We start from the raw sequence: 26,735 nt of genomic DNA on the forward strand, positions 1-26,735 counted from the left end.
AGGCCGTTCCCGTAGCCACGGTCAAATGTTTGTTTGACCATCAACAATGGCCTTGATGGCGGCCTGAACCAGCCTAATCGGACTCGAGGCAGGAGCGCCATAGCCTGAGGATCGGTTCGTCGCAAAAAAGCGACAACTGTGACGCGATACATCCGGAAAGACGCGCCACGACTGTCGACCTGTCTCGCCACCTCGACCGGCGCCGCTCCCACAGGGATTGACCCACGTCAACGCAATCGGCGCCCGAGGCCGGTATGCCTTTCCCGTAGCCCCGCCGGCGTCATGGCTGCCCGGAAACAACCCCGAGACCGGCGCAGGGTGACATACACTGAACCGGAGACAGGGCGATCCGGAGGGAGGCGGGACATGGACAGGCGCAACCAGATTCACCTGTGGTACGCGATCGCGGCCTTCGTGCTGATACTGATCATCCAGAACGCCTATCTCGAATGGCGTTCCCGGGAGCCGATTCCCTATTCGGAGTTCACCCAACGGCTCGAGGCCGGCGACATCGCCACCATCAAGGTCGGCAGCGAGCAGATCACCGGCACCTTCAAGACGCCCGGACAGGACGGCCGCACCGGCTTCACCACCAATCGCGTCGACCCGGCGCTGGCCGCGACGTTCGAGAAGTACGGCGTGACCTTCGACGGCACCCGCGAGAACACCTTCTTCACCACCCTGCTGTCGTGGGTGATCCCGGTGCTGTTCTTCTTCGTGCTGTGGTCGCTGGTGATCCGGCGCCTGGCCAGCAGCCAGGGAATGGGCGGGATGATGACCCTGGGCAAGTCGAAGGCCAAGGTCTACGTCGAGACCGCCACCAGGGTGACCTTCGCCGACGTGGCCGGCGTCGACGAGGCCAAGGACGAGCTCAAGGAGGTGGTGGCCTTCCTGCGCGACCCGCAGCGCTACGGACGGCTCGGCGCCAGGATACCCAAGGGCATCCTGCTGGTCGGCCCGCCGGGCACCGGCAAGACCCTGCTGGCCCGGGCGGTGGCCGGCGAGGCGGGGGTGCCGTTCTTCTCGATCTCCGGTTCGGAATTCGTCGAGATGTTCGTCGGCGTGGGCGCGGCGCGGGTCCGCGACCTGTTCGAGCAGGCGGCCAAGGCCAAGCCCTGCATCATCTTCATCGACGAGCTGGATGCGCTGGGCCGCGCCCGCGGGCCCAGCGTGATGGGCGGCCACGACGAGAAGGAGCAGACCCTCAACCAGCTGCTCACCGAACTCGACGGCTTCGACACCGCCTCGGGGATCGTCCTGCTCGCCGCGACCAACCGCCCCGAGATCCTCGACCCGGCGCTGCTGCGCGCCGGCCGCTTCGACCGTCAGGTGCTGGTCGACCGCCCCGAGCGTCTGGGGCGCAAGGCGATTCTCGAGGTGCACATCGGCAAGCTCCAGCAACTCGCCGCCGACGTCGATCTCGACCACATCGCGGCGCTGACCCCGGGCTTCACCGGGGCGGACCTGGCCAACCTGGTCAACGAGGCGGCGCTGCTGGCCACCCGTCGCGGGGCGGAGGCCGTGAGCATGGCCGACTTCACCAACGCCATCGAGCGCATCGTCGCCGGGCTGGAGAAGAAGAGCCGGCTGCTCAATGCCCATGAGCGCGAGGTGGTCGCCCACCACGAGATGGGCCATGCGCTGGTCGCCGCCGCGCTGCCGGACATGGACCCGGTGCACAAGGTGTCGATCATCCCGCGTGGGGTCGGCGCGCTGGGCTACACCATCCAGCGCCCCACCGAGGACCGCTTCCTGCAGACCACCACCGAGCTCAAGCACCGCATGACGGTGCTGATGGGCGGCCGGGCCGCCGAGCGCCTGATCTTCGACGAGATCTCCACCGGCGCCGCCGACGATCTGGCCAAGGTCACCGAGATCGCCCGCCACATGGTCACCCGCTTCGGCATGGCCGAGGGCATCGAGCCGGTGGTCTACGAGGAGGAGCGCCACGCCTTCCTCGGCGAGACCTATGGCATGGCCCAGCCGCGCGAGTATTCCGAGGCCACCGGCCGCGAGATCGACCTCGCCGTGCGCCAGCTGGTCGACGAGGCCTATCGCCGGGCCCTGGGCATTCTCGAGGCGCGCCGCGACGACCTGAAGGCCGGCGCCGCCCTGCTGCTGGAGCGGGAAACCCTCACCGCGCAGGACTTCCCGCCGATCCGGCCCCGTCCCGGCCAGGCCCTGCCCGCCCCCGCGGAGCCGGCGAATAGCGGCTCTTCGCCCTCCGACGCCGCCTCTGACTCTTAGCCTGAGTCAATCCACGGCAAAACAGCGATAGCGAGAAATCACGAATTTTTCTTCGTGTTGATAACCCAGGTTAAATCGACATCCACTGCAAGCTGCGAGAGTGTGCGGTGTCGGGCAAGGGAGAGCCCCACAGGGAAGACCGAGCAACGGATGGCTCAGCAACCAGGGATGTACGAGCAGGAGGCTCGTTGAAGTCGGCACGGAAACGCAGCGCTACGGCAGGATCGGCCCCACGGGGCCGACCTTGTCGCCTTTTTCCATGACCGCACGAGATATGGATCAACATGCAGGCTCTATGGCCTGAAAGGAAAATCACCCTATCGGGTCACAATGTTAACTATTGTGTGCTAGTGTAACATTGCTCGTCGCGATCAGGACGATCGCCGGCAAGGAGGCCACGGCCAGGAAGGCCCCGGTATCAGGACGATACCGTCACCAGGAACGGCAAGACCGGCCAGCGGAATGGCCGGCATGACGAGACTCCCTGCATGTGCGCCCTGTCAGTCATTGGCAGGGCGCTTTTTTTGTCACCCGGTCCGGTTACCGCGCCGCCGGGGCGTCGGGAATCGGCAGGCGGGCGATCAACTCGCCGACCTCCTCGGTCATCGCGGCGATGGTCGCCTCATCGTAGAGGCGCCCCTTGCGCTTCTTCAGGCCGCGCTCGTAGAGCCGCACGTGCTCGGTGGGCGTCACCCCGGCGTTGGCCAGGCAGTGGCTGGCGCAGTGCATCTGGCAGCCGTCGATGGCGACGATCGGCCGCCCCGAGCGCGCCGTCTTCACCAGCCCGGGCACGCCGCCGCCGACACCGGCGATGCACGACATCTCGGCGGTGCCGGCGTGGTCGAGTCGCAGCGCCACCGCGTTGGCCAGCTGGGCGACATCCGAACACCCCGAGCAGGAGTAGACCAGGGGCGGCCGGGTGGATGCATCGCGTGTCATGACAACCTCCTTCCCCGCCCGTAGCAGCGGGACAGTGACGGAACCCCGGCACGGCGGCCGGCCTGCGTTACTCCATCGTTACTGCATCAACGCGCCCTCGGCGTCGTCGTCGAGCCGGAACCCGGTGACGCCGATCTCGGCCTCCAGGGCCAGCAGGTAGTGGCGCAGGGCGCGGCGCGAAGCCTGTTCGCACAGGGTGTGGCGCACCCGTTCGGCGACCGCCTCGAAGGGGCGCGGGCGGGCCTCGCGGCGCTCATCGATGCAGACCAGGTGCCAGCCGTAGCGCGAGGCCAGCGGCCGGTCGTGCAGGCCCTCGGGCAGGGTCTGCAGGGCGCGGTCCAGCTCGGCAACGGTCTGCCCCGGGGTGAGCCAGCCCAGCTCGCCGCCGGCTTCCTGCGAGGGGCAGGCGGAGTGGCGGCGGGCCAGGTCGGTGAAGCGTTCGGGATGCTCCTCGAGCTCGGCGATCAACGCCATGCCCCGGCGATAGCCGGCGTCGCGGGCCTCGGCATCGTCCGGGGCCGCCGCCAGCAGGATATGGCGCACCGACAGCCGCGCCGGCTCGCCGAAGCGCTCGCGGTGAGCGTCGAAGTAGCGTCGGCAATCGGCCTCGTCGGGCTCGGGAATCGGCAGCTCCTGCTCAAGCAGGGCGGCGACGGCGGCCTCGTCATCGCCTTCCAGACCCAGCACCTGCGCGCGCTGGCGCAGCAGCTCGCGGACCACCAGGGCCCGCACCGCGGCCTCGCGGGCGCCGTCGGCGCTGTCGGCCGGGTGGTGCTGCATCTCGCGGGCGATCTCGGCTTCGTCGATGGCGATCTCGCCGACGCGGATCGGCGCGCCGCCGCCCGGCAGGGTTTCGATGGCAATCTGTTGCATGGTCATGATCTCGAATGGCTCTCAAGGCGTTGCTGACGGAGAGGCCGGGGACAGGGTGGAGCGAGGGTCTTTTGCCATGGATGGCAAAAGTAGCGCCCATGGAAGGGTTCACAGCGCCCTCGCGAAACCCTGTCCCCGGCCCTCGTCCCGCGGCTCATGCCGATAAAGTCTTCAGGCCCGGCGCCGGACGATCTGATACCGCCGCCCCAGATACCCCAGCGGCGCGCTCCACACGTGCACCAGCCGGGTAAACGGGAAGAGCAGCACGATGGTCAGCCCCAGCAGGATATGCAGCTTGTAGATCCAGCCGATCTCGGCGAGATGCACCGCCGCGTTGCCCTTGAAGTAGACAACCGCCTGCGCCCACTCGGCGAGCATCAGCATCGCCCCGCCGTCGAGGTGATGCAGGGCCGAGAAGATCGTCAGCAGGCCCAGCGACACCTGGATGAGCAGCAGGATCAGGATCAGGTTGTCGGTAAAGCTCGAGGAGGCCCGCACCCGCGGATTGGTGAGCCGGCGATGCAGCAGGATCGCCCCGCCGGCCAGACACGACAGCCCCGCCAGCCCGCCGACCACGATGGCGACGACCTGCTTGGTGCCCGCGGCCATGAACGGCGCGTAGACCCAGTGCGGGGTCAACAGCCCCACCAGGTGACCGAAGAAAATCACCAGGATGCCGATGTGAAAGAGGTTGCTGCCCAGCCGCAGCTGGCGCCGCGAGAGCAGCTGGCTGGAACCGGTCTTCCAGGTGTACTGGCCATGGTCGAAGCGCAGCAGGCTGCCGATCAAAAAGACACTGCCGGCAAGGTACGGGTACAGCCCGAACAGCAGGGTATTGACGTAGTTCATGACGGTTCTCCGGAAACGGCGGAAACACGCGGCGCGGCGTCGACGAAGCGCACGGCCTCGGCGGGCGCGGCACGCTTGCGTTCGGCGAGCCGTCGCCCTTCGGCGGATTGCAGCGCGCAATCTTCATCGGAGGCGGCGGAGAAGCGCACCGCCTCCTCCTCCCACACGGCGTCCAGTGCCGCCGGGGTGTCGTCGCGGGGCTCCTGCTTCACCGGCTCGCGATGCTCGGCGACATCGCCCTCGGCGCCGATCAGCGCCAGCAGCGCCAGCGGCACCAGGGCGTGGCCGGCCTCGCGCTCCTCCAGGCGGGCGGCGAGCCGCGCCAGGATGTGGCGAATCTCGCCCAGCCAGCGGCCGATCTCGGCCTCGTCGCGGGTGGACAGGTACTCGAGAAACAGCGGCAGGTAGTCGGGCAGCTCGCGGGCGTCGAGCGCGAAGCCGGCGGCCTGGTACTCGTCGAGCAGGTCGACCATCGCCTGGCCGCGGTCGCGGGATTCGCCGTGGACGTGCTCGAAGAGCAGCAGCGAGGTGGCGCGGCCCTTGTCGAACAGCGCCACGTAGTCGGCCTGCAGGTCGAGCAGCGGCGTCGCGGCGAGCCGCCGGCACCAGCCGACGAGCGCCTCGCGCAGGGCCTTGGGCAGGCGCGGCTCGGCGGCGAACACCGCCGCCAGTTCATCGGCGGCGGCCTGCAGCTCGGCCTCGGGGTAGTCGAGCAGCCGCGCCAGGGCGCGCAGGCTGCGCTGGGTGGTGTCAGTCATGGGCGGTCTCCTCGGCGTGCGGGTCGTAGACGTTCACCGGCTTGACCAGGGTGGTGGTCTGCTTGCGACCGCCGAACAGGCTGGTCTCGCTGTCGCCGCCCTGGCAGCCGTTGCCGAAGCTGAAGCCGCAGCCGCCGCGCTCGGGGAAGGCCTCGCGGGCCAGCTCACGGTGGCTGGTGGGCACCACGAAGCGGTCCTCGTAGTCGGCGATCGCCAGGTAGCGGTACATCGCCTCGACCTGGGCCTCGCTGAGGCCCACGGCGTCGAGCACGGCCTGGTTCGCCTCGCCGTCGACGTGCTTGCCGCGCATGTAGACGCGCATCGCCATCAGCCGCTTGAGCGCCAGCACCACGGGGCCCTCGTCGCCGGCGGTGAGCAGGTTGGCGAGATACTGGACCGGGATGCGCAGCGACTCGATCTTCGGCAGCACGCCGTCGTCCTCGTCGCTCTCAAGTTCGCCCGCCTCGAAAGCCGACTGGATCGGCGACAGCGGCGGCACGTACCAGACCATCGGCAAGGTGCGGTACTCCGGATGCAGCGGCAGCGCCAGCTGCCAGTCCATGGCCAGCTTGTAGACCGGCGAGGCCTGGGCGGCCTGGATGACGTTCTCCGGGATGCCGTCACGCCGCGCCTGGGCGATCACCTCGGGGTCGTTGGGGTCGAGGAAGATCTCGCACTGGCGGCGGTAGAGGTCGCGCTCGTCGGCGGAGGCGGCGACCTCCTCGATGCGGTCGGCGTCGTAGAGCAGCACGCCCAGGTAGCGGATGCGCCCCACGCAGGTCTCGGAGCACACCGTCGGCTGGCCGGCCTCGATGCGCGGGTAGCAGAAGATGCACTTCTCGGACTTGCCGGACTTCCAGTTGTAGTAGATCTTCTTGTACGGGCAGCCGGAGACGCACATCCGCCAGCCGCGGCACTTGTCCTGGTCGATCAGCACGATGCCGTCCTCCTCGCGCTTGTAGATCGCGCCACTCGGGCACGACGCCACGCACGCCGGGTTGAGGCAGTGCTCGCAAAGCCGCGGCAGGTACATCATGAAGGTGTTCTCGAACTGGCCGTAGATGTCGGCCTCGATCTGCGCGAAGTTGGCGTCGCGACGCCGCTTGGCGAACTCGGTGCCGAGAATCTCCTCCCAGTTGGGGCCCCATTCGACCTTCTTCATGCGCTCGCCGGAGATCAGCGAGCGCGGCCGCGCGGTGGGCTGGTGCTCGCCCTGCTTGGCGGTGTGCAGGTGCTGGTAGTCGAAGGTGAACGGCTCGTAATAGTCGTCGATCTCCGGCAGGTCGGGGTTGGCGAAGATGTTCGCCAGTACCCGCCACTTGCCGCCGATGCGCGGCTCGATCTTTCCATCCTTGCGGCGCAGCCAGCCGCCCTTCCACTTGGCCTGGTTCTCCCACTCCTTGGGGTAGCCGATGCCGGGCTTGGTCTCGACGTTGTTGAACCAGGCGTACTCGACGCCCTCGCGGCTGGTCCAGACGTTCTTGCAGGTGACCGAGCAGGTATGACAGCCGATGCACTTGTCGAGGTTGAGTACCATGCCGACCTGGGAACGAATCTTCATTTCACGGCCTCCTGTTCGTAGTCGTTGCCTTCACCGTCCAGCCAGTCGACACGCTTCATCTTGCGCACGACGACGAACTCGTCGCGGTTGGAGCCGACGGTGCCGTAGTAGTTGAAGCCGTAGGCCAGCTGGCCGTAGCCGCCGATCATGTGGGTCGGCTTGGGACAGATGCGGGTCACCGAGTTGTGGATGCCGCCACGGGTGCCGGAGATCTCCGAGCCGGGGATGTTCACCAGCCGCTCCTGGGCGTGGTACATCATCGCCATGCCGGTCTTGACCCGCTGGCTGACCACCGCGCGGGCGGTGACCGCGCCGTTGGCGTTGTAGAGCTCCAGCCAGTCGTTGTCCTCGACGCCGATGGCGCGGGCATCCTCCTCGGAGAGCCAGACGATCGGCCCGCCGCGGGACAGGGTCTGCATCAGCAGGTTGTCCGAGTAGGTGGAGTGGATGCCCCATTTCTGGTGCGGGGTGATCCAGTTCAGCGCGATCTCCGGGTTGCCGTTGGACTTCGGCGCGTGGACGCTGGCCACCGCCTTGGTGTCGATCGGCGGCCGGTAGGCCAGCAGGCTCTCGCCGAAGGCGCGCATCCAGGGGTGATCCTGGTAGAGCTGCTGGCGACCGCTGACGGTGCGCCAGGGGATCAGCTCGTGGACGTTGGTGTAGCCGGCGTTGTAGGAGACGTGCTCGTCCTCGAGCCCCGACCAGGTGGGGCTGGAGATGATCTTGCGCGGCTGGGCGACCACGTCGCGGAAGCGGATCTTCTCCTCCTCCTTGGGCCGCGCCAGGTGGGTATGATCGCGCCCGGTCACCTTGGACAGCGATTCCCAGGCACGCACCGCCACCTGGCCGTTGGTCTCCGGGGCCAGCGAGAGGATGGTCTCGGCGGCGTCGATGGCGCTCTCGATGCACGGGCGGCCCTTGGCGGCGCCGTCGAGCTTGCGGCGGTTGAGCCGGCCGAGCAGCTCCACCTCCTTGTCGGTGGCCCAGTTGATGCCCTTGCTGCCGTTGCCCAGCGACTCGAGCGCCGGCCCCAGCGAGGTGAAGCGCTCGTAGGTGGCCGGATAGTCACGCTTGACCTCGACCAGGCTGGGCATGGTCCTGCCGGGAATCGGCTCGCACTCGCCGCGCTTCCAGTCCTTGACGTCGAGCTGGGCGAGTTCTCCCGGGGAGTCGTGCTGCAGCGGCAGGGTGACCAGGTCGGTCTCCTCGCCGAGATGCCCCGGGCAGACCCGCGAGAACGCCCTGGCGATGCCCTTGTAGATCTCCCAGTCGCTGCGCGATTCCCAGGCCGGGTCGGTGGCCGCGGTCAGCGGGTGGATGAACGGGTGCATGTCCGAGGTGTTGAGGTCGTCCTTCTCGTACCAGGTCGCGGTGGGCAGCACGATGTCCGAGTACAGGCAGGTGGTGGACATGCGGAAGTCCAGCGTCACCAGCAGGTCGAGCTTGCCCTCGGCGGCCTCGTCGCGCCAGGTCACCTCCTCGGGCTTGACGCCGTCCATGCGGCCCAGGTCCTTGCCCTGCACGCCGTGGTTGGCGCCCAGCAGGTACTTGAGCAGGTAGTCGTGGCCCTTGCCGGAGCTGCCCAGCAGGTTGGAGCGCCAGATGAACAGGTTGCGCGGGAAGTTCTGCGGGTTGTCCGGGTCCTCGGCGGCGAAGGCGAGCTTGCCGGCCTTGAGCTGCTGCACGACGTAGTCCTTGGTGGACAGGCCCGCCGCCTCGGCGGCCGCGGCCAGGCGCAGCGGGTTGGTGTCGAGCTGCGGCGCCGAGGGCAGCCAGCCCATGCGCTCGGCACGCACGTTGTAGTCGATCAGGCTGCCGCCGTACTGCTTGGGGTCGGCCAGCGGCGAGAGGATCTCCTGGATCTTGAGCTTCTCGTAGCGCCACTGGCTGGAGTGGTTGTAGAAAAACGAGGTGCCGTTCATCTGGCGCGGCGGGCGCGTCCAGTCGAGGCCGAAGGCCAGCGGCAGCCAGCCGGTCTGCGGGCGCAGCTTCTCCTGGCCGACGTAGTGCGACCAGCCGCCGCCGCTCTGGCCCACGCAGCCGCACAGCACCAGCATGTTGATCAGCCCGCGGTAGCTCATGTCCATGTGGTACCAGTGGTTCATGCCGGCACCGACGATGATCATGCTGCGGCCATGGGTCCTGGAGGCGTTGTCGGCGAACTCGCGGGCGATGCGCAGGCACTGGGCGGCGGGCACCCCGGTGATCTTCTCCTGCCAGGCCGGGGTGTAGGGGCGCACCTGGTCGTAGTCGGTGGCGCCGTCGTCGGCGTCCGCCGCACCGAAGCCACGGTCGATGCCGTAGTTGGCGCAGGTCAGGTCGAACACCGTGACCGCCAGCACCGTGCTGCCGTCGGCGCGGGTCAGGCGCTTGACCGGCAGGCTGTGGTAGAGCACGTCGTTGCCGGCGACGTGGGCGAAGTGCTCGCGCTCGATGCCGCCGAAGTAGGGGAAGGCGACCCGCGCCACGTCGTCACGATGCTCGGCGAAGGTGAGCAGCGGCTCGATCTCGCGGCCCTCGGCGTCCAGCGGCTCGAGGTTCCACTTGCCCCGGTCGGCCTCGACGCCGTCCTGGCCCCAGCGGAAGCCGATCGAGCCGCGCGGCGCCACCAGCCGGTCGCTCGCCTTGTCCCAGGCGACGGTCTTCCACTCGGGGTTGTTGGCCTGGCCGAGCGCCTCGCCGAAGTCGCTGGCGCGCAGCTGGCGGCCGGGGGCGTAGCTGCCGTCCTCGCGGGGCTCGAGCTCGACCAGCATCGGCATGTCGGTGTAGCGGCGCACGTAGTCGGTGAAGTAGGGGTCCTGGCGCTCGAGGTGGAACTCCTTGAGGATCACGTGGCCCATGGCCATCGCCAGCGCCGCGTCGGTGCCCTGCTTGGCGGACAGCCACTCGTCGGCGAGCTTGGCGACCTCGGCGTAGTCCGGGGTGATCGCCACGGTCTTGGTGCCCTTGTAGCGCACCTCGGTGAAGAAGTGGGCGTCCGGGGTGCGGGTCTGGGGCACGTTGGAACCCCAGGCGATCAGGTAGCCCGAGTTGTACCAGTCGGCGGATTCCGGCACGTCGGTCTGCTCGCCCCAGGTCTGCGGGCTCGCCGGCGGCAGGTCGCAGTACCAGTCGTAGAACGACAGGCAGACCCCGCCGATCAGCGACAGGTAGCGTGCCCCGGCGGCGTAGCTGACCATCGACATGGCGGGGATCGGCGAGAAGCCGATGACCCGGTCGGGGCCGTACTGCTTGGCGGTATAGACGTTGGAGGCGGCGATCAGCGTCTCCATCTCCTCCCAGTTCGCGCGCACGAAGCCGCCCAGGCCGCGGGCCTTCTTGTACTGCCTGGCCTTGGTCGGGTCCTCGACGATCGACGCCCAGGCGTCCACCGGGTCGTCGTGGCGCTCGAGCGCCTCGCGCCACAGCGCCAGCAGCGGCTTGCGGATCAAGGGGTACTTGAGCCGGTTGGCGCTGTACAGGTACCAGGAGTAGCTGGCCCCGCGCGGGCAGCCGCGCGGCTCGTGGTTGGGCAGGTCCGGCCGGGTGCGCGGGTAGTCGGTCTGCTGGGTCTCCCAGGTGACCAGGCCGTTCTTGACGTAGATCTTCCAGCTGCACGAGCCGGTGCAGTTCACGCCGTGGGTGGAGCGCACGATCTTGTCGTGCTGCCAGCGGGCCCGGTAGCCGTCCTCCCAGTCGCGGGTCTCGTCGCGGGTCTCGCCGTGGCCCTCGGCGAAGTGCTCGGGGCGGCGGGTCAGGTACTTCAGGCGGTCCAGAAAATGACTCATGGAATCTCTCTCCTCAATGGCTCGGGGTCATGACGACGCGGTCTGGGCCGGCGTCGCCCGCCCGGGCTCCTGAAAGCGGATCTCGGCGTTGGCGCGGGTGTAGTAGAACCAGGTCAGGGCCACGCAGACGGCGTAGAAGGCGATGAAGCCGTACAGCGCCAGTTCGGCTCCGCCGGTCAGGGCGATGGAGCTGCCGAAGGTCTTGGGAATGAAGAAGGCCCCGTAGGCGGCAATCGCCGAGGTGAAGCCGATGGTCGCCGCGGATTCCTTCTCGCTCTGCTGACGCTGCGCCGCGGCGTCGAGATCGGGCATCAGCCGCGCCACTTCCTGGCGGAAGATCTCGGGGATCATCTGGAAGGTGCTGGCGTTGCCCACCCCGGTGAAGAAGAACAGCAGCAGGAACATGGCGAAGAAGCCCCAGAAGGCGCCCGGCTGGTCCTTGATGCCGAGGAAGAACAGCACCCCGGCGACGCAGGCGATCATCGCCGCGAACACCCACAGGGTGACCCGGGCACCGCCGAAGCGATCCGAGACCCAGCCGGTGCCGGCGCGGGACAGCGCGCCCACCAGCGGCCCCAGGAAGGCGAACTGCAGCACGTCGACCGCGGGGAACTGATTGGAGGCCAGCAGCGGGAAGCCCGCGGAATAGCCGATGAAGCTGCCGAAGGTGCCGGTGTAGAGCACGCACATCAGCCAGTTGTGCTTGCGCTTGAAGATTACCGCCTGGTCCTTGAACGAGGACTTCGCGCTGGCGATGTCGTTCATGCCGAACCAGGCCGCCACCGCGCCGATCAGGATGAACGGCACCCACACGAAGCCGGCGTTCTGCAGCCACAGGCGGTCACCGTCGCCGAGGGTCTGGGGCTCGCCGCCCAGTGCACCGAACACCCCGGCGGTGATCGCCAGCGGGATCAAGAACTGCATGACGCTGACGCCCAGGTTGCCCAGTCCGGCGTTGAGCGCCAGGGCGTTGCCCTTTTCGCGCTTGGGATAGAAGAACGAGATGTTGGCCATGCTCGAGGCGAAGTTGCCGCCGCCGAAGCCGCACAGCAGCGCCAGGATCAGCATCACCAGGTAGGGAGTGTCGGGGTTCTGCACGGCGAAGCCGATCCACAGTGCCGGCAGCGCCAGCGAGGCGGTGGACAGCGCGGTGAAGCGCCGGCCGCCGACGATCGGCACCATGAAGCTGTAGAAGATGCGCAGCGTGGCGCCGGACAGCCCGGGCAGCGCGGCCAGCCAGAACAGCTGGTTGGAGCTGTAGTCGAAGCCCACCTGGGGCAGCTTGGCGACCACCACCGACCACACCATCCACACCGAGAAGGCCAGCAGCAGGTTGGGGATCGAGATCCACAGGTTGCGGGTGGCGATGCGCTTGCCCTTCTCGGCCCAGAAGTCCGGGTCCTCGGGACGCCAGTCCTGAAGCACGAAATGGCTGGGGGTGGCCAGTTCCGGCAGGTCGCGGACCTCGCGGCCGGTACGCCATTCGTGACGGCTGGCCCGCAGGATCGCGTAGTGCATCCACGCCAGCGCCGCGCCGGAGACCACGAACAGCAGCATGAAGCAGCTCTGCCAGATACCCACCACGTCGTTGAGCATGCCGAAGGTCAGCGGCAGGAAGAAACCGCCCAGCCCGCCGATCATGCCCACCACGCCGCCCACCGCGCCGACATGCTGCGGGTAGTAGCTGGGGATGTGCTTGAACACCGCCGCCTTGCCCAGCGACATGAAGAAGCCCAGCACCATGATCAGCGCGACGAAGCCGATCAGGTTCATGGTGAAGGAGAACTCCAGGGTGCCGTGCACGCCCTGCACGCTGTAGCGGGTCGGCGGGTAGCTGAGCAGGAAGCTGCACACCGCCGAGGCGATCAGCGTGGCGTACATCACGCGCCGTGCGCCGTAGCGATCGGAGAGCCAGCCGCCGAGGATGCGGAACAGCGACGCCGGGATGGTATACAGCGCGGCGACGATGCCCGCGGCGGTGATGCTCAGGCCGTAGACCTCGACCAGGTAGTGCGGCAGCCACAGCGCCAGGGCGACGAAGCCGCCGAAGACGAAGAAGTAGTACAGCGAGAAGCGCCACACCCGCAGCTCGACCAGCGGCGCCAGCTGCTGCTTGAGCGGCACGGCGTCGGCACGACGCTGGGCGCTCTGCGGGTCGGTGCGGGCCAGCAGCAGGAAGGCCACGCCCATGATCGCCATCACCGTGGCGTAGACCAGGGCCGCGCCCTGCCAGCCCAGCGCCAGCAGCAGGAAGGGCGCACCGAAGTTGGTCACCGCCGCGCCGACGTTGCCGGCGCCGAAGATGCCCAGCGCGGTGCCCTGACGCCCGGGCTCGAACCACGCCGAGGTGTAGGCCACGCCGACGATGAAGGAGCCGCCGGCCAGGCCGATGCCCAGGGCGCCCAGCAGCAGCATGGGGTAGCTGGTGGCGAAGGTCAGCAGGTAGACGCAGCCGGCGGTGGCCAGCATCAGCAGGCTGAACACCCAGCGCCCGCCGAAGCGGTCGGTGAGGATGCCCAGGAACAGTCGGCTGATCGAGCCGGTGAGTACCGGCGTCGCCATCAGCAGGCCGAGCTGGGTGTCCGACAGGTCGAACTCCTGCTTGATCTGCAGGCCGAGAATGGAAAACAGCGTCCACACTGCGAAACACAGGGTGAACGCCAGCGTGGAAAGGCCCAGGGCGCGATTCTGGGCGCGCTTCGGCGGGCTGGTAGTGTTGGCCATGGTCGTCCCCTCTGGCTCGGTCAAAGACTTCCCGAGCGCCTTTTCGCCCGGGTCGGGCGCTGCGAAAGGCGCTCTGAGCGGACCTTGCTACAGGGGGGCGGGCCGGCCGTTGACCTGAGTCAATGTGCTTGTCCCGACGCCTCGGCGAGACTAGGCTGGATACCTCTTTCGGGGTATTCGGCCACCCCTGGCAACACCTTGAACAACAACAATTTTTCAGGAAGGGCCGCCCCGGCGGCGTGGCGCCCCCGGCCGGTTGACTCATTGGAGGTACTCCCCCGTCGTGTGTCGAGATCGTCTCTCATGCCCCGTTCCCTGACCTTTCGCGCCGGGCTGGCCATGGCCGGCATCGTGCTGCTGGCACTGACCAGCATGCTCGGCTCGATCGTCATCGCCGAGACCGCCAGCGGCGACGCGGCGGCGATCAACCAGGCCGGCGCCCTGCGCATGCAGGCCTACCGGCTGCTCGCCACGCGGGCCCGGCCCGACAGCGCCGAACGCCTGTCTGACCGGCTCGCCGAACTCGACCGCAGCCTGGCCTCGCCGGTGATCACCGAGCGCCTGCCGGACGACCCGCAGCACCCGCTGACCCGCCAGTACCAGGCGGTCGCCGAACAGTGGCGCGAGCAGCTGCGCCCGCTGATGCAGACACCCGCGGCCACCGCACCGGCCGACGTCGCCGCCCGCGTGGGCGACTTCGTCGACCAGGTCGACCGGCTGGTCGGCCAGCTGCAGCGCGAGGCGGAATCGCGCATCCAGCTGCTGCGGCTGTTCCAGGGCGTCATCCTGTTCCTGACGCTGGGCCTGGTGTTCCTGGCCATGTACAAGCTGGCCGCCGGGGTGATGCCGCCGCTGCGCGATCTGCTGCAGGTGGTCGAGCGGGCCCGGCACGGCGACTTCAGCGGCCGCACCCGCTACACGGCGGGCGACGAGCTGGGCCTGCTGTCGCGCACCATCAACCAGATGAACGAGAACCTGTCGCAGATGTACGGCCGGCTGGAGGAGCGGGTGGCCGCCAAGACCGCCGAGCTCCAGCGCAGCAACGAGAGCCTCGGCCTGCTCTATCAGGCGGCACGCCGGCTCAACGGTGCCCCGCCCGGCGATGCCCGCTACCGGCACGTGCTCGCCCAGCTCGCCGCCGTCACCGGGCTGGGGCCGATCACCCTGTGCCTGGCCCAGACCGACGCCGAGCAGGCCTACCTGCGCCTGTCCACCCGGGCCGAGGACTGCCCCGACTTCTGCCGGGCGCCGGACTGCGTGCCCTGCCTCGACGACCACGACGACACCCCCTCGCCCTGGGTCTACCGGGTGGCGGTCAGCGAGGCCGACCGCCACTACGGCGTGCTGCTGATCCAGCACCCGCCCCACTCGCCGCCCGAACCCTGGCAGCGCGATCTGGCGGACACCATCGCCGGGCTGATCGCCACCTCGATCTCGCTGGCCCAGGGCTACGCCGAGCAGCGCCGCCTGGCGCTGATGGACGAGCGCGCGGTGATCGCCCGGGAACTGCACGACTCGCTGGCCCAGTCGCTCTCCTACCTGAAGATCCAGGTCGCCCGCCTGCAGGCGCTGGTTCGCGCCCAGGCCCCGGCGGCCGACACCGAGGCGGTGCTCGACGAGCTGCGCGAGGGGCTCAACGCCGCCTATCGGCAGCTGCGCGAGCTGCTCAGCACCTTCCGTCTGAAGATGAGCGGGCCGGGGCTGGAGGCCGCGCTCGAGGAAACGGTGCGCGAGTTCACGCGGCGCGGCGAGCTTTCCATCCGCCTCGACTACCGGCTCGACCACTGTCCGCTGTCGCCCAACGAGCAGATGCACGTCCTGCAGATCGTCCGCGAGGCGCTGTCCAACGTGCTCCATCACGCCCGGGCGAGCCGCTGCGAGGTTCATCTGGCCACCGACACGCACGGCCAGGTGACGGTCAGCGTCGATGACGACGGCATCGGGCTCGGCGAGCGCACGGACCAGCCCGGCCACTACGGCACCACCATCATGCGCGAGCGCGCCGCCGGCCTGAACGGCCGGCTCGAGGTGTTCGAGCCGGCGCCGGGCGGCACCACGGTACGGCTGCACTTCACGCCTCAGATGCGCCGCGACACCCCTGCCACCACCCTGCCCGGAGACGCCGAATGACGACCCCGGTCCTGATCGTCGACGACCACCCGCTGTTCCGCCGCGGCGTTCGCCAGCTGCTCGAGATGGACGCCGCCCTGAGCGTCGCCGGCGAGGCCACCGACGGCCAGGCGGCCCTGGACATCGCCAGCCGCGAGGCCCCGGCGCTGATCCTGATGGACCTGAACATGGCCCGGATGGACGGCCTGGACGCCCTGCGGGCCCTGCGCGAGGCCGGCGTCGAGTCGCGCATCGTCATGCTCACCGTCTCCGACGCCGAGGAGGACGTCATCGCCGCGCTGCGTGCCGGCGCCGACGGCTACCTGCTCAAGGACATGGAACCCGAGGACCTGCTGGCGGCGATCAAGGAAGCCGCCGAGGGGCAGATGGCGATCAGCCCGCGGCTCGCCGGCCTGCTGGCCCGAGCCCTGAGCGGGCCACGCGCCACCCCGGGCGAGGACGCCCTGGCCACCCTCACCGCCCGCGAGCGCGAGACCCTGCGTGCCCTGGCCCGCGGGCTGAGCAACAAGCTGATCGCCCGCCGGCTGGCCATCAGCGAAGGCACGGTCAAGGTGCACGTCAAGCACGTGCTCAAGAAGCTCGGGCTGCGCTCGCGGGTCGAGGCCGCGGTCTGGGCGGTCAATCACGACCTCAGCTAGCCGTGTCCCGGTGGCCGGTTCATCGCGACCGACGTCGCTCCCACGGCCAGGTGGTGAATGTGGCGAATGAACAACCCGACGAGAGATCACCGGCGGCACGGTCGGGTTGAACTATACTTCGGGTCCGCATTCCCATCGCGAGAGAGGCCATGCTGACCGTCAAGCTCTACCGCTACCAGCCGGAAACCGACGACGCCCCCTACCTGGACACCTTCGAGCTCGACGACCGCTTTCGACGCCGGATGGTGCTCGACGTGCTCGAGCACCTGAAGGTCGCGCACCCGGACATCAGTTACCGGCGCTCCTGCCGCGAGGGTGTCTGCGGCTCCGACGGCATGAACATCAACGGCAAGAACGCCCTGGCCTGCGTCACGCCCGTCGGCGAGGTCCTGGGCAAGGGCGATACCCTGACCCTGCGACCATTGCCCGGCATGCCGGTGATTCGCGACCTGGTGGTCGACCTGGGCCTGTTCTACCGCCAGTACGAACGCGTCAGGCCCTACCTGATCAACGACCAGCCGCCCGCCGCCATCGAACGCCTGCAGAGCCCCGAGGAGCGCGACAAGCTCGACGGCCTCTACGAGTGCATCCTGTGCGCCTGCTGCAGCTCGGCCTGCCCCTCCTGGTGGTGGAATCCGGAGAGCTATGTCGGCCCCGCCGGGCTGCTCCAGGCCTACCGCTTCCTGATCGACAGCCGCGACACCGCCACCCGCGAGCGCCTGGCGGCGCTTCAGGACCCCTTCAGCGTGTTCCGCTGCCGGCAGATCGGCAACTGCACCTGGGTCTGCCCCAAGGGGCTCAACCCCATGAAGGCCATCGGCCACATCAAGGCGCTGCTGCTCGCCGAGGGCACCTGACAGCCCTCTTTGCGGGACGGGAAAAACATGGCATGGCACGTGCATGACTATGAGGAGAGGGTTCGATCGACATGGCGAACCCATGGCCCCCAGCCCATTCAGGAGGCAATCATGACCCTTCCCGCCATTCAGCGCCTGCAGGCCGATCACGTCCGCTACGAGACCCTGCTCTGCATCCTCGACCACCAGTTCCACGCCGCCGAGATGGGCGAGCCGACCGACGCCGCCCTGCTGCGCGATATCCTCCACTACCTGACGCACCATGCCGAGCGCGCGCACCACGCCTTCGAGGACCGCCTCTTCGCGCGACTGCAACAGCGCGACCCGGGCATCCGCGAGACGCTGGCGCTGCTGCAGGAAGAGCACCGGCGCATCGAGCGCTACGGCGAGGAGCTGCATGCGCATTTCGACCGCCGCGCCGCCAACGGCGCCGCGGAGGCGTGGGAGCCCGCGACGCTGAACCTGCTCCAGGCCTACATCGAGCTCTACCGGGGGCACCTGCACTGCGAGGAGACCCGGGTGCTCGAGCGGCTCGCCACCACCCTGACCGGCGGCGACTGGCTGGAGCTGGTCAGCGGCTGCGACTGGGGATGCGATGCTTCGCTGCTCCCCGAGGCCGATGCCGAGTACCGTGCCCTGAAGGCACGCATCGGCGCCGATGGCCGGGGCGTCTGGATGGGCGACGACGACACGCGGGCGGCCGACGCCTGCCCGCTGTGCCAGGCGTGACGAAGTCACTTCCGCAACCCCCTCCCGCAACAACCGCGGCCATGCCGATCAGCCTGACGAGTGGCCTTGCGGGAGGGGATTCATCCCCGTCATCGGGATACCGCTGCCGGGCTCATCGCGACTGAAGTCGCTCCCACAACCAGCAACCGTGGTCGTACCGGTCAGCCTGATGGGCGGTCTTGTGGGAGGGGATTCATCCCCGACGGCGGCGGCCCGGGGGCCGGTTCATCGCGACTGAAGTCGCTCCCACAACATGCTGCTCAGCCCGATGGATGGTCTTGCGGGAGGGGGCTTCATCCCCGACGGCGGCGGCCCGGTGGCCGGTTCATCGCGACTGACGTCGCTCCCACAGCCAGCAACCGTGGCCGTGCCGGTCAGCCTGATGGGCGGTCTTGTGGGAGGGGATTCATCCCCGACAGCGGTGTCCCGGTGGCGGGTTCATCGCGGAACCAAACAACTAGCCCGGCGCGCCATCGGCGCGCCGGCTGCCCAGCACGGCGACATAGCGCACCAGATACAGGGCCAGCGCCAGGCTCCAGGCGAGGACGGCGATATCCAGCGCCACGGGCCGGGTCTGCGGCCAGATCGCCGGCAGCAGCGCCCGCGCGACACCGGCCAGCAGCATCAGCGCCAGGGCCGTGGCGATGCCGCGCGGCGCGACGAGCGCCCGACCGGTATGTCCCAGTGCCACGCGCGCCATCATCGCCAGCATCATGCCGCCCATGCCGCCCACGGTCAGGGCGTGGACCGCCAGCGACAGGCTCACGAGATTCCAGGCCGACAGCGCCCACATCGTCAGACCCAGGCAGACGAAAGCGTAGCTCAGGTGCAGGCTCCACAGCAGCGGCTCGCGCCAGCCCTGCCAGCCGGCCCAGCGCAGCCCGCGCACGAGGTTGGCGAGCGCCGCCACGCCGGCGACCACGCCCCACACGCCGGCCGGCACGTCGCCACCGACCAGGGCCGCCAGCTGCAGGCCGACCAGTGCCACGACGCCGCCGATCGCCGTCGCCTCGAGCACCAGTGGCCGGCTCGCCTGGGGGCGGTTCAGACGCCGCGCGGTGAAGAAGGGAATCACCCGGCCGCCGAGGATCACCATCAGCAAAGTGATCAGCAGCACCGCGAGGGACTCGCCGCCGTGCAGCAGCCCCGGCGCGCCGCGGAACAGCGCCAGATGCGTGGCCAGGTTGGCCACGGCGAGCAGCGCGAGCACCGGCACGAAGACCAGGTTGCGCCACTGGCGCCGGTGAATCACCGGCCGCGCCAGCAGCACCGCGGCCAGCGGCAGGAAGGCCAGGTCAATGCCCGCCACCCAGGCCGGCGACAGCGCCTGGGGAAAGGCGATCGCCAGCCGCGCCGCCAGCCAGAGCGCGGCAAGCCCCAGCAGCGGCCAGCCGGAAAGCCCCGGCCGGCCGGTCCAGTTCTGCACCGCGGTGAGCAGAAAGCCCACCACCACCGCCGCGGCGAAGCCGAACAGCATCTCGTGGGGGTGCCACCACATCAGCCCGCCGTAGGGGGCGAGCCACACCTTGCCGTTCCACACCCCGCCCCACACCAGCATCGCCACCAGGCCGAACGCCGCGGCGAGCAGGAAGAAGGGGCGAAACGCCAGCCGCCACAGCGGCATGCGGCGCGTCAGGACGGACGATTCGTGCATCGGGCGCTCCCGGTCAGCCGGCCTGCAGCGGCCGCGAGGGGCCGAAGTGTTCGTAATGGCGCCGCTCGCCGGGCACACCCAGGCTGTCCAGGGCGTGATCGACGGCGGTCATGAAGCCCTGTGGCCCCACGAAGTAGCACTCCGGGTCGCCCTCGGGCAGATAGCGCGCCAGCAGCTCGCGATTGACGCGGCCGATGTGGTCGGCTCGATCGTCCTCGTCGCCCCGCTCGTAGAGCGTCACCGAGGTCAGGTGGTCGGCATGCTCGCGGGCCAGCGCCGCCAGTTCCTCGGCGAAGGCGTGGTGGGCGCGCTCCTGGGCGGCATGCAGGTAGACCACCCGGCGCCCCTGCTCCAGCGCCCGGCAGGCCATCGGCAGCATCGGCGTCTGCCCCACCCCGCCGCTGATCAGCATCACCGGTGTCGAGGCCTCGTCGAGCGTCAATTGCCCCGAGGGCTGCAGCAGCTCGAGCGTATCGCCGACATCGAGCCGGTCGTGGAAGTACTCGCTGACCCGGCCGCCCGTCTCGCGCTTGATCGAGATCCGGTAGCTCCTGCCGTTGGGGGTGCCGGACAGGCTGTAGTGGCGATAGACGGGCTCGCCGTCGATGGTCAGTCTGACGCCGATGAACTGCCCCGGCTCGAAGTCCGCCACCGGCCCGCCGTCGACCGGCTCGAGCACGAAGGAGCGAATGACCCGGCTCTCCTGGCGCGTCTCGGCGATGCGGAAGGTGCGCGTGCCCTGCCAGCCGCCGGGGCGCGCGGCGAACTCATGGTAGGCTTCCGCCTCCAGATCGATCAGCAGGTCGGCCAGCTCCTGATAGAGCGCGCCCCAGGCATCGGCGATCTCGGGAGTCACGGCATCGCCCAGCACCTCGCCGATCGCCGCCATCAGGCATTCGCCGACGATCGGGTACTGGTCGGGCTGAATCCCCAGCGAGACGTGCTTGCTGACCACCGTGGCCAGCACCTCGCGGGCCTGGTCCGGGTCCTTGCGCATCTGCACATAGGCCAGCACCGCACTGGCCAGCACCCGGGGCTGGCCGCCGTCGGCCTGGTGAGCCTGGTTGAACAGCGGCGCCACCTCCGGGTAGCGCTCGAACATCAGCGGATAGAAGCGTTTCGTGATCGCGTCGAGATGCTCGGCCACCACGGGAGCGGTTGCCTCGATCAGGCTTTCCTGCTGGTCCGTCAACATGTTGAACCTCTTTGATGTGTCGATTGGTCAGGCATGGGCCCATTACCGGTGTAGCAACCCATGTGCCCGCCTTCAAAACGGCTGCCCGGATGCGGCACTTTGTCGCGAATCAACCCCAACCAACTGATTTATCAACCATTCAACAATGACCGCAGCACCTGCCGGTAATTCCGCTGCGGCATCTTCCAACCCGGACAGTCAAGATGACAGCCTTTTTACTGTCTTATTGACAGCATTGTCAGGATGACACCCCCCTTGTTCGGCCTTGACCCGCGCGACGTTCACCAGTATCACCAGGCAATTCACGCCAATCGTCAGCCGTGCATGACGCCAGCCCGCTTCGTGCGGGTTGTCGAACGGGGCGACCGGGAAGTCGTGCCCCACTCGCCAGAGTTCGGCTGCCCCGTCCCCCGAGCCATTCACGGGACAAGGCTTCACCTCGGCTCGAGAAGACACTATCCACGCGGCGAAAACGCATCGCCGATGGCGCCGCCTGGACCACTCCGGACCGGCCCCTCTCGGCGGGGTGAGCGATGGCGTCGTCGCCACGGGCAGCTTTTGCAATTCGCAGGGATCTCACCGACATGACAAGACTCGCCCGACTGATCGATCGCACCGCGGCCGACTTCTTTCCCGGCTACTTTGCCGTCGCCATGGCTACCGGCACCCTCTCGATCGCGGCGCATCTTCTGCGGATCGAGGCGATGGCGCGGGCCTTTTTCTACATCAATTGCGCCGCCTATCTGGTGCTTTTCGGCCTGCTTCTCGTCCGCATCATCCGTCACCCTCATCGCCTGATCGCCGACATGCATTCGCATTCACGGGGCCCGGGATTCTTCACCCTGATTCCCGGCACCTGCATTCTCGGCGCGCAGATGCAGCTCATCGCCCACTCGCCGCTCATGGCCGATCTTCTTCTCGGCCTCGGCATGTTGCTGTGGGTGGGAGTGATGTACTGGTTCTTCATCGCCGTCATCGTGCACCCGAGAAAGCCCAGCCTGCGCAACGGCATCAATGGCTCCTGGCTTCTCGCCTCCGTGGCGACCCACTCGCTGGCCATCCTGTGCACGCTGATCGACTGGCCCAGCGCGTGGCAGACACTCGCCTTGCTGGCCGCCCTGTGCCTGTTCCTGGTCGGCGGCATGCTCTATCTGGTGATCATCCCGATCATCTTCTACCGCCTGACCTTCGTGGCCCTCGACGTGACGCTGCTCTCGCCCCCTTACTGGATCAACATGGGCGCCATGGCCATCGCCACCCTGTCGGGCGCGGGGCTCATGCTCACCCTGCCCACCGTGCCGGCCTTGAGCGACTTCCTGCCGTTCATCCGGGGCATCACGCTGTTCATGTGGGCATCGGCCACGTGGTGGATCCCGCTGCTGCTGGGCCTGTCGGCCTGGCGCTACCTGATCGCCCGCCATCCCCTGCGTTACGACCCCCAGTACTGGAGCATCGTCTTCCCGATCGCCATGTATACCGCCGCCACCGCGCGCCTGGGCGAGGCGCTGGCGATACCGGCGCTGCTCGTGCTGCCCCATCTTTCCCTCTGGGCGGCGCTCGCCGTGTGGGTCGGCACGGCCATCGGCATGCTGACGGCACGCCGGAATCAGCCTGTCCAGGGCAGCAGCAAGGCCGACGACTGAGCGGCGCTCTTAAAGCAACACAGGGGCATCGGAGAGCCCCAGTCGGCTTCGTGTCGCGACAGACAGGTTCTGCCAATGCTCGAAGAGCCAGTCTGAAAAATCATTGCCTCCCATGACCTGAATGCCATCCTTCTCCGCCAGCGCCTCGACACCCTCGTCGACAATGGCCGTCGTGATCAGCCAACGCTGGGCATCGTCATCATCAAGTGCGGCGAGCTGGCGGATGCCGTGAGCCCCGGTAGTGCCCTGATGATGCTTTACTTGAACAAGGAGCTTTGTGGGATTGAACCGGTCCTTCCGGTAAGCTTCGATATCGGCATCGGCAACTCCCTCATAGTGCCGCTTGCTGGGTCGACGGACCTCATACCCTTCCAGCTTCAAAAGCTCCATCACCAGCATTTCCAGCCCATTGCCACCGCCCGCAAGGAAAGTGCTCCCCTGCTGTATACGCTCCAGAAGCGTCTTCTTGAAGGTATTGACCGCTTCGCTGTTTTCGGCTTCATGCTGGCTATTGATGTTGCTGAAACCGCCAGACTCCAGCCGGGAATACAGCGTTTCCAGCTCATCTGAAAACTCATCCAGCGATGCAACGGCCATCCGAATTTTCAGTCGGGTCTCAAGAGCCGTGGAAAGGTCATCGCGAGGTATCCGCTTGACCTTCCCATCCGGGTCGCGCAGGAATGTCGCACCGATCCGGTTCTCCCCATAGCCGACATCCAGGCCGAATCCTTTCTCGCCCGTGGCCCGAGCCAGTAGAATGGCGCGAGGTACGGGGACCACGATCAGGTCACCGGCGCGAATATTGAAGAATCGCCGGATCTGATTGCCCTTCCTGCCGATCTCAATTCCCCGGTCTCGAAACGCCTTCATCAGAGAGTCGGCCGACGCGTGCTCTGAAAAGTTCATCTGCGACCAGCCATAGCCCGCCTGGTCCCCTGCAGTCAGCTCAAGCGGGCTTCTCACCATGACTACCCTTGACACAGCACTTTCCTTTTCGATTTAGAGTAAAACAGGCTTGGAAACGGCCTGAAGCCATTACCTTACGATATCCATCAGCTTGTCATAGGAATCCACCACGTCGTACTTCACCGTCGCCGTGGCGATGGTGTCGAAGAACTCCGTGGCACACTTGATCTTGGCCTGCTCGATTTCACGCAGCTCCAGCGATGACATGCTTCCTTTCGTCTCGGCCACGAAGTAGACGTGTTTCACGTCATTCTCATTGAAGGCGATGGCCCAGTCGGGGTTGTAGTTGCCCACCGGCGTCGGGATGAAGAAGCTCTTCGGCAGCTTGGCGTAGACCACCACTTCCTTGCCGGTGTCGAGCTCTTCGACGAAATCCCGCTCGATCCTGGAGTCGGTCACCACGTAGTCATAGACGTGCCGGTTGGCCTTGTAGGCCCGATCCAGATTATTTTCCGGCTTCTCGAGGGTGAAGATTTCCCGGCTGTGCTGCTCGTTGATGGGGTCGTAGCTGATGTGCTCGACCACCATGCTGGCCTTCTGCTCGTTGATCAGCCTGGCGGCCTGAGCCATGAAGTCTTCGGGGTTCATCGGGTACTGCTTGAAGGTCTTCGGCTGGATCTTGGAGAGAATCGCCGCGACGGTGCGCCGCGTTAGCTGTGTGGCCTCGGCCAGACGGCCGATCAGATCGTACTGTACCGCCGAGTGAAGCGAGCCGTCATGCTTGACCCGCTCGCTCTCGTTGACGGTGAAGGCCTGCCCGCTGGTCATGTCCTGGTAGCTGGCTTCCGCCTTCTGCGTGCCGCGCTCCACCTGGTACTCGAGCCGCTTCACGTTGAGTTTCAGGTCCAGATAGCCCACGCATTTCTCGATCAGCTCGTTGGAGTCGAAGCTGACCGAGTAGGCCGCCTTGCGGTTGATGCGCTCCCAGAGCGCCTGAAATTCCTTCTTGTGGAAGTTGTCGTTGAGCGGGTTCAGCTTGGCCTTGCGGCCGTCCTCGATGTGCGGCAGCTGGGCGTTGCTGAAGACGCTGTCGATCAGCTGGAAGACCTGCTGTGCATGGGGCTGTAGCGCCTCCGGCAGCTCGGCTCGGGTGCCGTCCTCCTTGGCCTGGTGGTAGGCCTCGGTGATGTGATCGGCGTTATCCGTGTAGTCGTTCTTGAGCAGGTAGCGGTAGATATCCTTGGCCATGGCGGGCGTGACCTCCACCTCGCCCTCATCCGACACGAGCAGCTTGCCGGTGAAGTAGGCCTCGTCGGCGACCCGCGGGCGTTCGGAGAGCTCATTGCTGATGTCGCGCTGCAAGGCGGTGACGAAGTCCTTGTAACTCTCGCTGGCGACTACCGCCAGCTCGTTGATGTCGTGTACCGTCAGCGGGTCGTCCATGCGCTCGCCCAGCTGGTTGACCGCCAGACGCAGGCCGCGCCCCACCTCCTGGCGCCGGGAGATGGTGTTGTCGCTGTGCTTCAGCGTACAGATGACGAACACGTTGGGGTTGTCCCAGCCCTCTCGCAGTGCAGAGTGGGAGAAGATGAAGCGCGTGGGCTCTTCGAAGGAGAGCAGACGTTCCTTGTCCTTCAGGATCAGGTCGTAGGCATCGACATCGTCCGTCTCGGTCGAGCGCGCTTTGGTCTTGGGGTCAACGAGACGCTTGGACTTCTTGTCGATGGAGAAGTAACCGTTGTGGGTATCCGAGGTGTTGATGCCCTTTAAGTAACGGTTGTACTCACTATCTTCCAGGGTCTGCACCTGGTTGAGCTGACATTTGTATTCCTCCTCGAATATTTGAGCATATTCACCCAGCACCTCACCGCTGTCATCATACTGACGATACTTGGCCACCTCATCGATGAAGAACAACGTGAGCACCTTGACGCCCTGAGAAAAAAGCTGCTGCTCCTTCTGGAAGTGCGCCTTTATCGCCTCACGGATCTGAATCCGCCTAAGCGCCTTTTCGGTAACATCGACGGTTACCTCCCCGGCGGTAAGCTCGACGCCGTTGGTGAAGCTGAGTTGGTCGACCCGGGCGTCAATGTCCGAGACGACGAAGCCCTTGTACTGGTCCAGCCCACCCGACAGCTCATGGAGGTTGTCGCCTTTGCCCAGCTTGCGGCGCTTGCGCTTCACGCCACTGGCCGACTTTTCCTCGTACTCTACCCAGGCCACTGGCAGCTTGTTCTTGGCCGTCTCGATATTTTCCAGGTAGAGGTAGGCATCGGTGCCGGTGAGGCCCTTGGTGGTGACACCATGCACCGAGATCTTCTTCACCAGCTTCTGGTTGTAGGCGTCCAGAGCATCCAGCCGGTGGATCTTGTTGTAGGTCGTCTTGTGGGTCGCCGAGTAGCGCACGATGAACAGGGGATTGAACTCGCTCAGTGAGCTGAGCGTCTTGCCTCCTTCCATCTTCTGCGGCTCATCGAGGAACAGGATCGGCCGGTTGGCCTTGATGACATCGATGGGACGCCGGGACTGGAAGTCGTCCAGCTCATCGTAGATGCGGCGGTTGTCAGCGCCACGGGAGTTGAAGGCCTGCACGTTGATGACCATCACGCTGATGCCGGCATCCGAGGAGAAGCTTTCCAGATTGTGCAGCTGCTTCGAGTTGTAGATGAAGAAGCGCGCCTTTTCCCCGTAGCTCTCCAGGAAGTGATCGGCAGTGATCTGCAGCGACTTGTACACCCCCTCGCGGATGGCGATGCTGGGCACCACCACGATGAACTTGCTCCAGCCGTAGCGCTGCTTCAGCTCGAACATGCTCTTCAGGTAGACGTAGGTCTTGCCGGTGCCGGTCTCCATCTCCACATCCAGGTTGTAGGGGCAGCCGGTCTTGTCATCCTTCTTCAGGCCGTCGGAGAGCGGCAGATTCTGGCGGCGCTGCACGGCGCGGATGTTGTTCAGCAGATCCAGCTCCGTCAGCTCCAGCGCGGCGTTCTTGAAGCCGGCGTCGTCCGGGTCTGGTGAGGCGTACATGTCACGCTGCATCGGCCGTGCCAAGGGTGCGGATTCGCCCGGGTCGATGCGGTAGCGGATACCGCTGCTGAAGGGCTGGCCGGCAAAGCAGTCCGCCAGCGCCTCGACGGCCCGCGTCTGGTATTCCTGCGTCTTGAACTTGAGCTTCATGGGGTTCCTGCTAATGCCTCTCTCTGCAAGCTTTCTGCAAACCAGCACTGCAAAGAGGTATAAATGCATGATTTTTAAGGTTTTAACG

At 67.0% G+C, this 26,735-nt stretch carries 17 protein-coding genes; 6 read left to right on the top strand and 11 right to left on the bottom strand.

All coding sequences use genetic code 11. The annotated features are described in order from the left end of the window. The first annotated feature begins 366 nt into the window (after nt 1–366). On the top strand, nt 367–2,247 hold the full coding sequence (gene ftsH / locus KGQ91_RS03570) for an ATP-dependent zinc metalloprotease FtsH (protein ID WP_318010239.1): 1,881 nt from the start codon (nt 367–369) through the stop codon (nt 2,245–2,247). A 540-nt stretch (nt 2,248–2,787) separates the two neighbouring features. Here ftsH and KGQ91_RS03575 read toward each other — a convergent pair. The 7 genes from KGQ91_RS03575 to KGQ91_RS03605 all read right to left on the bottom strand — a co-directional run bounded on the left by KGQ91_RS03575 (nt 2,788) and on the right by KGQ91_RS03605 (nt 13,718). Beyond that, a complete protein-coding gene (locus tag KGQ91_RS03575) occupies nt 2,788–3,186 on the bottom strand; it encodes a putative zinc-binding protein (protein ID WP_224420279.1) in 399 nt (132 codons plus the stop codon). A 78-nt stretch (nt 3,187–3,264) separates the two neighbouring features. Further along, nucleotides 3,265–4,059 (bottom strand): peptidylprolyl isomerase, encoded by a 795-nt coding sequence (locus KGQ91_RS03580; RefSeq protein WP_224420280.1) that lies wholly within the window; start codon nt 4,057–4,059, stop codon nt 3,265–3,267. A 171-nt stretch (nt 4,060–4,230) separates the two neighbouring features. Beyond that, the gene (gene narI / locus KGQ91_RS03585; protein ID WP_224420281.1) at nt 4,231–4,908 is read right to left on the bottom strand and encodes a respiratory nitrate reductase subunit gamma; all 678 of its coding nucleotides are present in this window, start codon (nt 4,906–4,908) and stop codon (nt 4,231–4,233) included. Beyond that, entirely contained in the window at nt 4,905–5,666 is a 762-nt protein-coding gene (gene narJ / locus KGQ91_RS03590; protein WP_224420282.1) for a nitrate reductase molybdenum cofactor assembly chaperone, read from the bottom strand. The genes narI and narJ overlap by 4 nt, the downstream gene beginning before the upstream one ends. After that, nucleotides 5,659–7,227 carry a nitrate reductase subunit beta gene (gene narH / locus KGQ91_RS03595; protein ID WP_224420283.1) on the bottom strand — a complete coding sequence of 523 codons (1,569 nt, stop codon included), beginning with the start codon at nt 7,225–7,227 and terminating at the stop codon, nt 5,659–5,661. Before narH ends, narJ begins: the two co-directional genes overlap by 8 nt. Then, entirely contained in the window at nt 7,224–10,994 is a 3,771-nt protein-coding gene (locus tag KGQ91_RS03600; RefSeq protein ID WP_224420284.1) for a nitrate reductase subunit alpha, read from the bottom strand. The genes narH and KGQ91_RS03600 overlap by 4 nt, the downstream gene beginning before the upstream one ends. Before the next feature lie 27 nt (nt 10,995–11,021). Next, on the bottom strand, nt 11,022–13,718 hold the full coding sequence (locus tag KGQ91_RS03605) for a nitrate/nitrite transporter (RefSeq protein WP_163649609.1): 2,697 nt from the start codon (nt 13,716–13,718) through the stop codon (nt 11,022–11,024). A 303-nt stretch (nt 13,719–14,021) separates the two neighbouring features. Between KGQ91_RS03605 and KGQ91_RS03610 the strand changes: the two genes are divergently transcribed. From KGQ91_RS03610 to KGQ91_RS03625, 4 genes are all read left to right on the top strand, one after another. Then, a complete protein-coding gene (locus tag KGQ91_RS03610) occupies nt 14,022–15,848 on the top strand; it encodes a type IV pili methyl-accepting chemotaxis transducer N-terminal domain-containing protein (RefSeq protein ID WP_224420285.1) in 1,827 nt (608 codons plus the stop codon). After that, the gene (gene narL, locus KGQ91_RS03615; protein ID WP_163649607.1) at nt 15,845–16,486 is read left to right on the top strand and encodes a two-component system response regulator NarL; all 642 of its coding nucleotides are present in this window, start codon (nt 15,845–15,847) and stop codon (nt 16,484–16,486) included. The genes KGQ91_RS03610 and narL overlap by 4 nt, the downstream gene beginning before the upstream one ends. 152 nt (nt 16,487–16,638) lie before the next feature. After that, complete coding sequence (locus KGQ91_RS03620; protein WP_338140534.1) at nt 16,639–17,343, top strand: succinate dehydrogenase iron-sulfur subunit; 705 nt, start codon at nt 16,639–16,641, stop codon at nt 17,341–17,343. Between the two features lie 111 nt (nt 17,344–17,454). Further along, entirely contained in the window at nt 17,455–18,072 is a 618-nt protein-coding gene (locus KGQ91_RS03625; RefSeq protein ID WP_163649605.1) for a hemerythrin domain-containing protein, read from the top strand. 457 nt (nt 18,073–18,529) lie between these two features. Here KGQ91_RS03625 and KGQ91_RS03630 read toward each other — a convergent pair whose 3' ends face one another. Both KGQ91_RS03630 and hmpA read right to left on the bottom strand, forming a co-directional pair. Further along, nucleotides 18,530–19,726, bottom strand: a complete 1,197-nt coding sequence (locus KGQ91_RS03630; RefSeq protein WP_163649604.1) for an NnrS family protein — start codon at nt 19,724–19,726, stop codon at nt 18,530–18,532. 13 nt (nt 19,727–19,739) lie between these two features. Next, nucleotides 19,740–20,921, bottom strand: a complete 1,182-nt coding sequence (gene hmpA / locus KGQ91_RS03635) for an NO-inducible flavohemoprotein (protein WP_224420287.1) — start codon at nt 20,919–20,921, stop codon at nt 19,740–19,742. Nucleotides 20,922–21,505: 584 nt separating this feature from the next. On the opposite strand from hmpA, the gene KGQ91_RS03640 reads away from it, so the two are divergent. Beyond that, complete coding sequence (locus KGQ91_RS03640; RefSeq protein ID WP_163649602.1) at nt 21,506–22,564, top strand: tellurite resistance/C4-dicarboxylate transporter family protein; 1,059 nt, start codon at nt 21,506–21,508, stop codon at nt 22,562–22,564. A gap of 9 nt (nt 22,565–22,573) precedes the next feature. Here KGQ91_RS03640 and KGQ91_RS16785 read toward each other — a convergent pair whose 3' ends face one another. Continuing rightward, nucleotides 22,574–23,545 carry a restriction endonuclease gene (locus KGQ91_RS16785; RefSeq protein WP_163649601.1) on the bottom strand — a complete coding sequence of 324 codons (972 nt, stop codon included), beginning with the start codon at nt 23,543–23,545 and terminating at the stop codon, nt 22,574–22,576. A 54-nt stretch (nt 23,546–23,599) separates the two neighbouring features. Next, on the bottom strand, nt 23,600–26,647 hold the full coding sequence (locus KGQ91_RS03650; protein WP_224420288.1) for a type III restriction-modification system endonuclease: 3,048 nt from the start codon (nt 26,645–26,647) through the stop codon (nt 23,600–23,602). Nucleotides 26,648–26,735: the final 88 nt, after the last annotated feature.

Source organism: Modicisalibacter tunisiensis (assembly GCF_020148005.1).
In the GTDB taxonomy this organism is placed as follows: domain Bacteria; phylum Pseudomonadota; class Gammaproteobacteria; order Pseudomonadales; family Halomonadaceae; genus Modicisalibacter; species Modicisalibacter tunisiensis.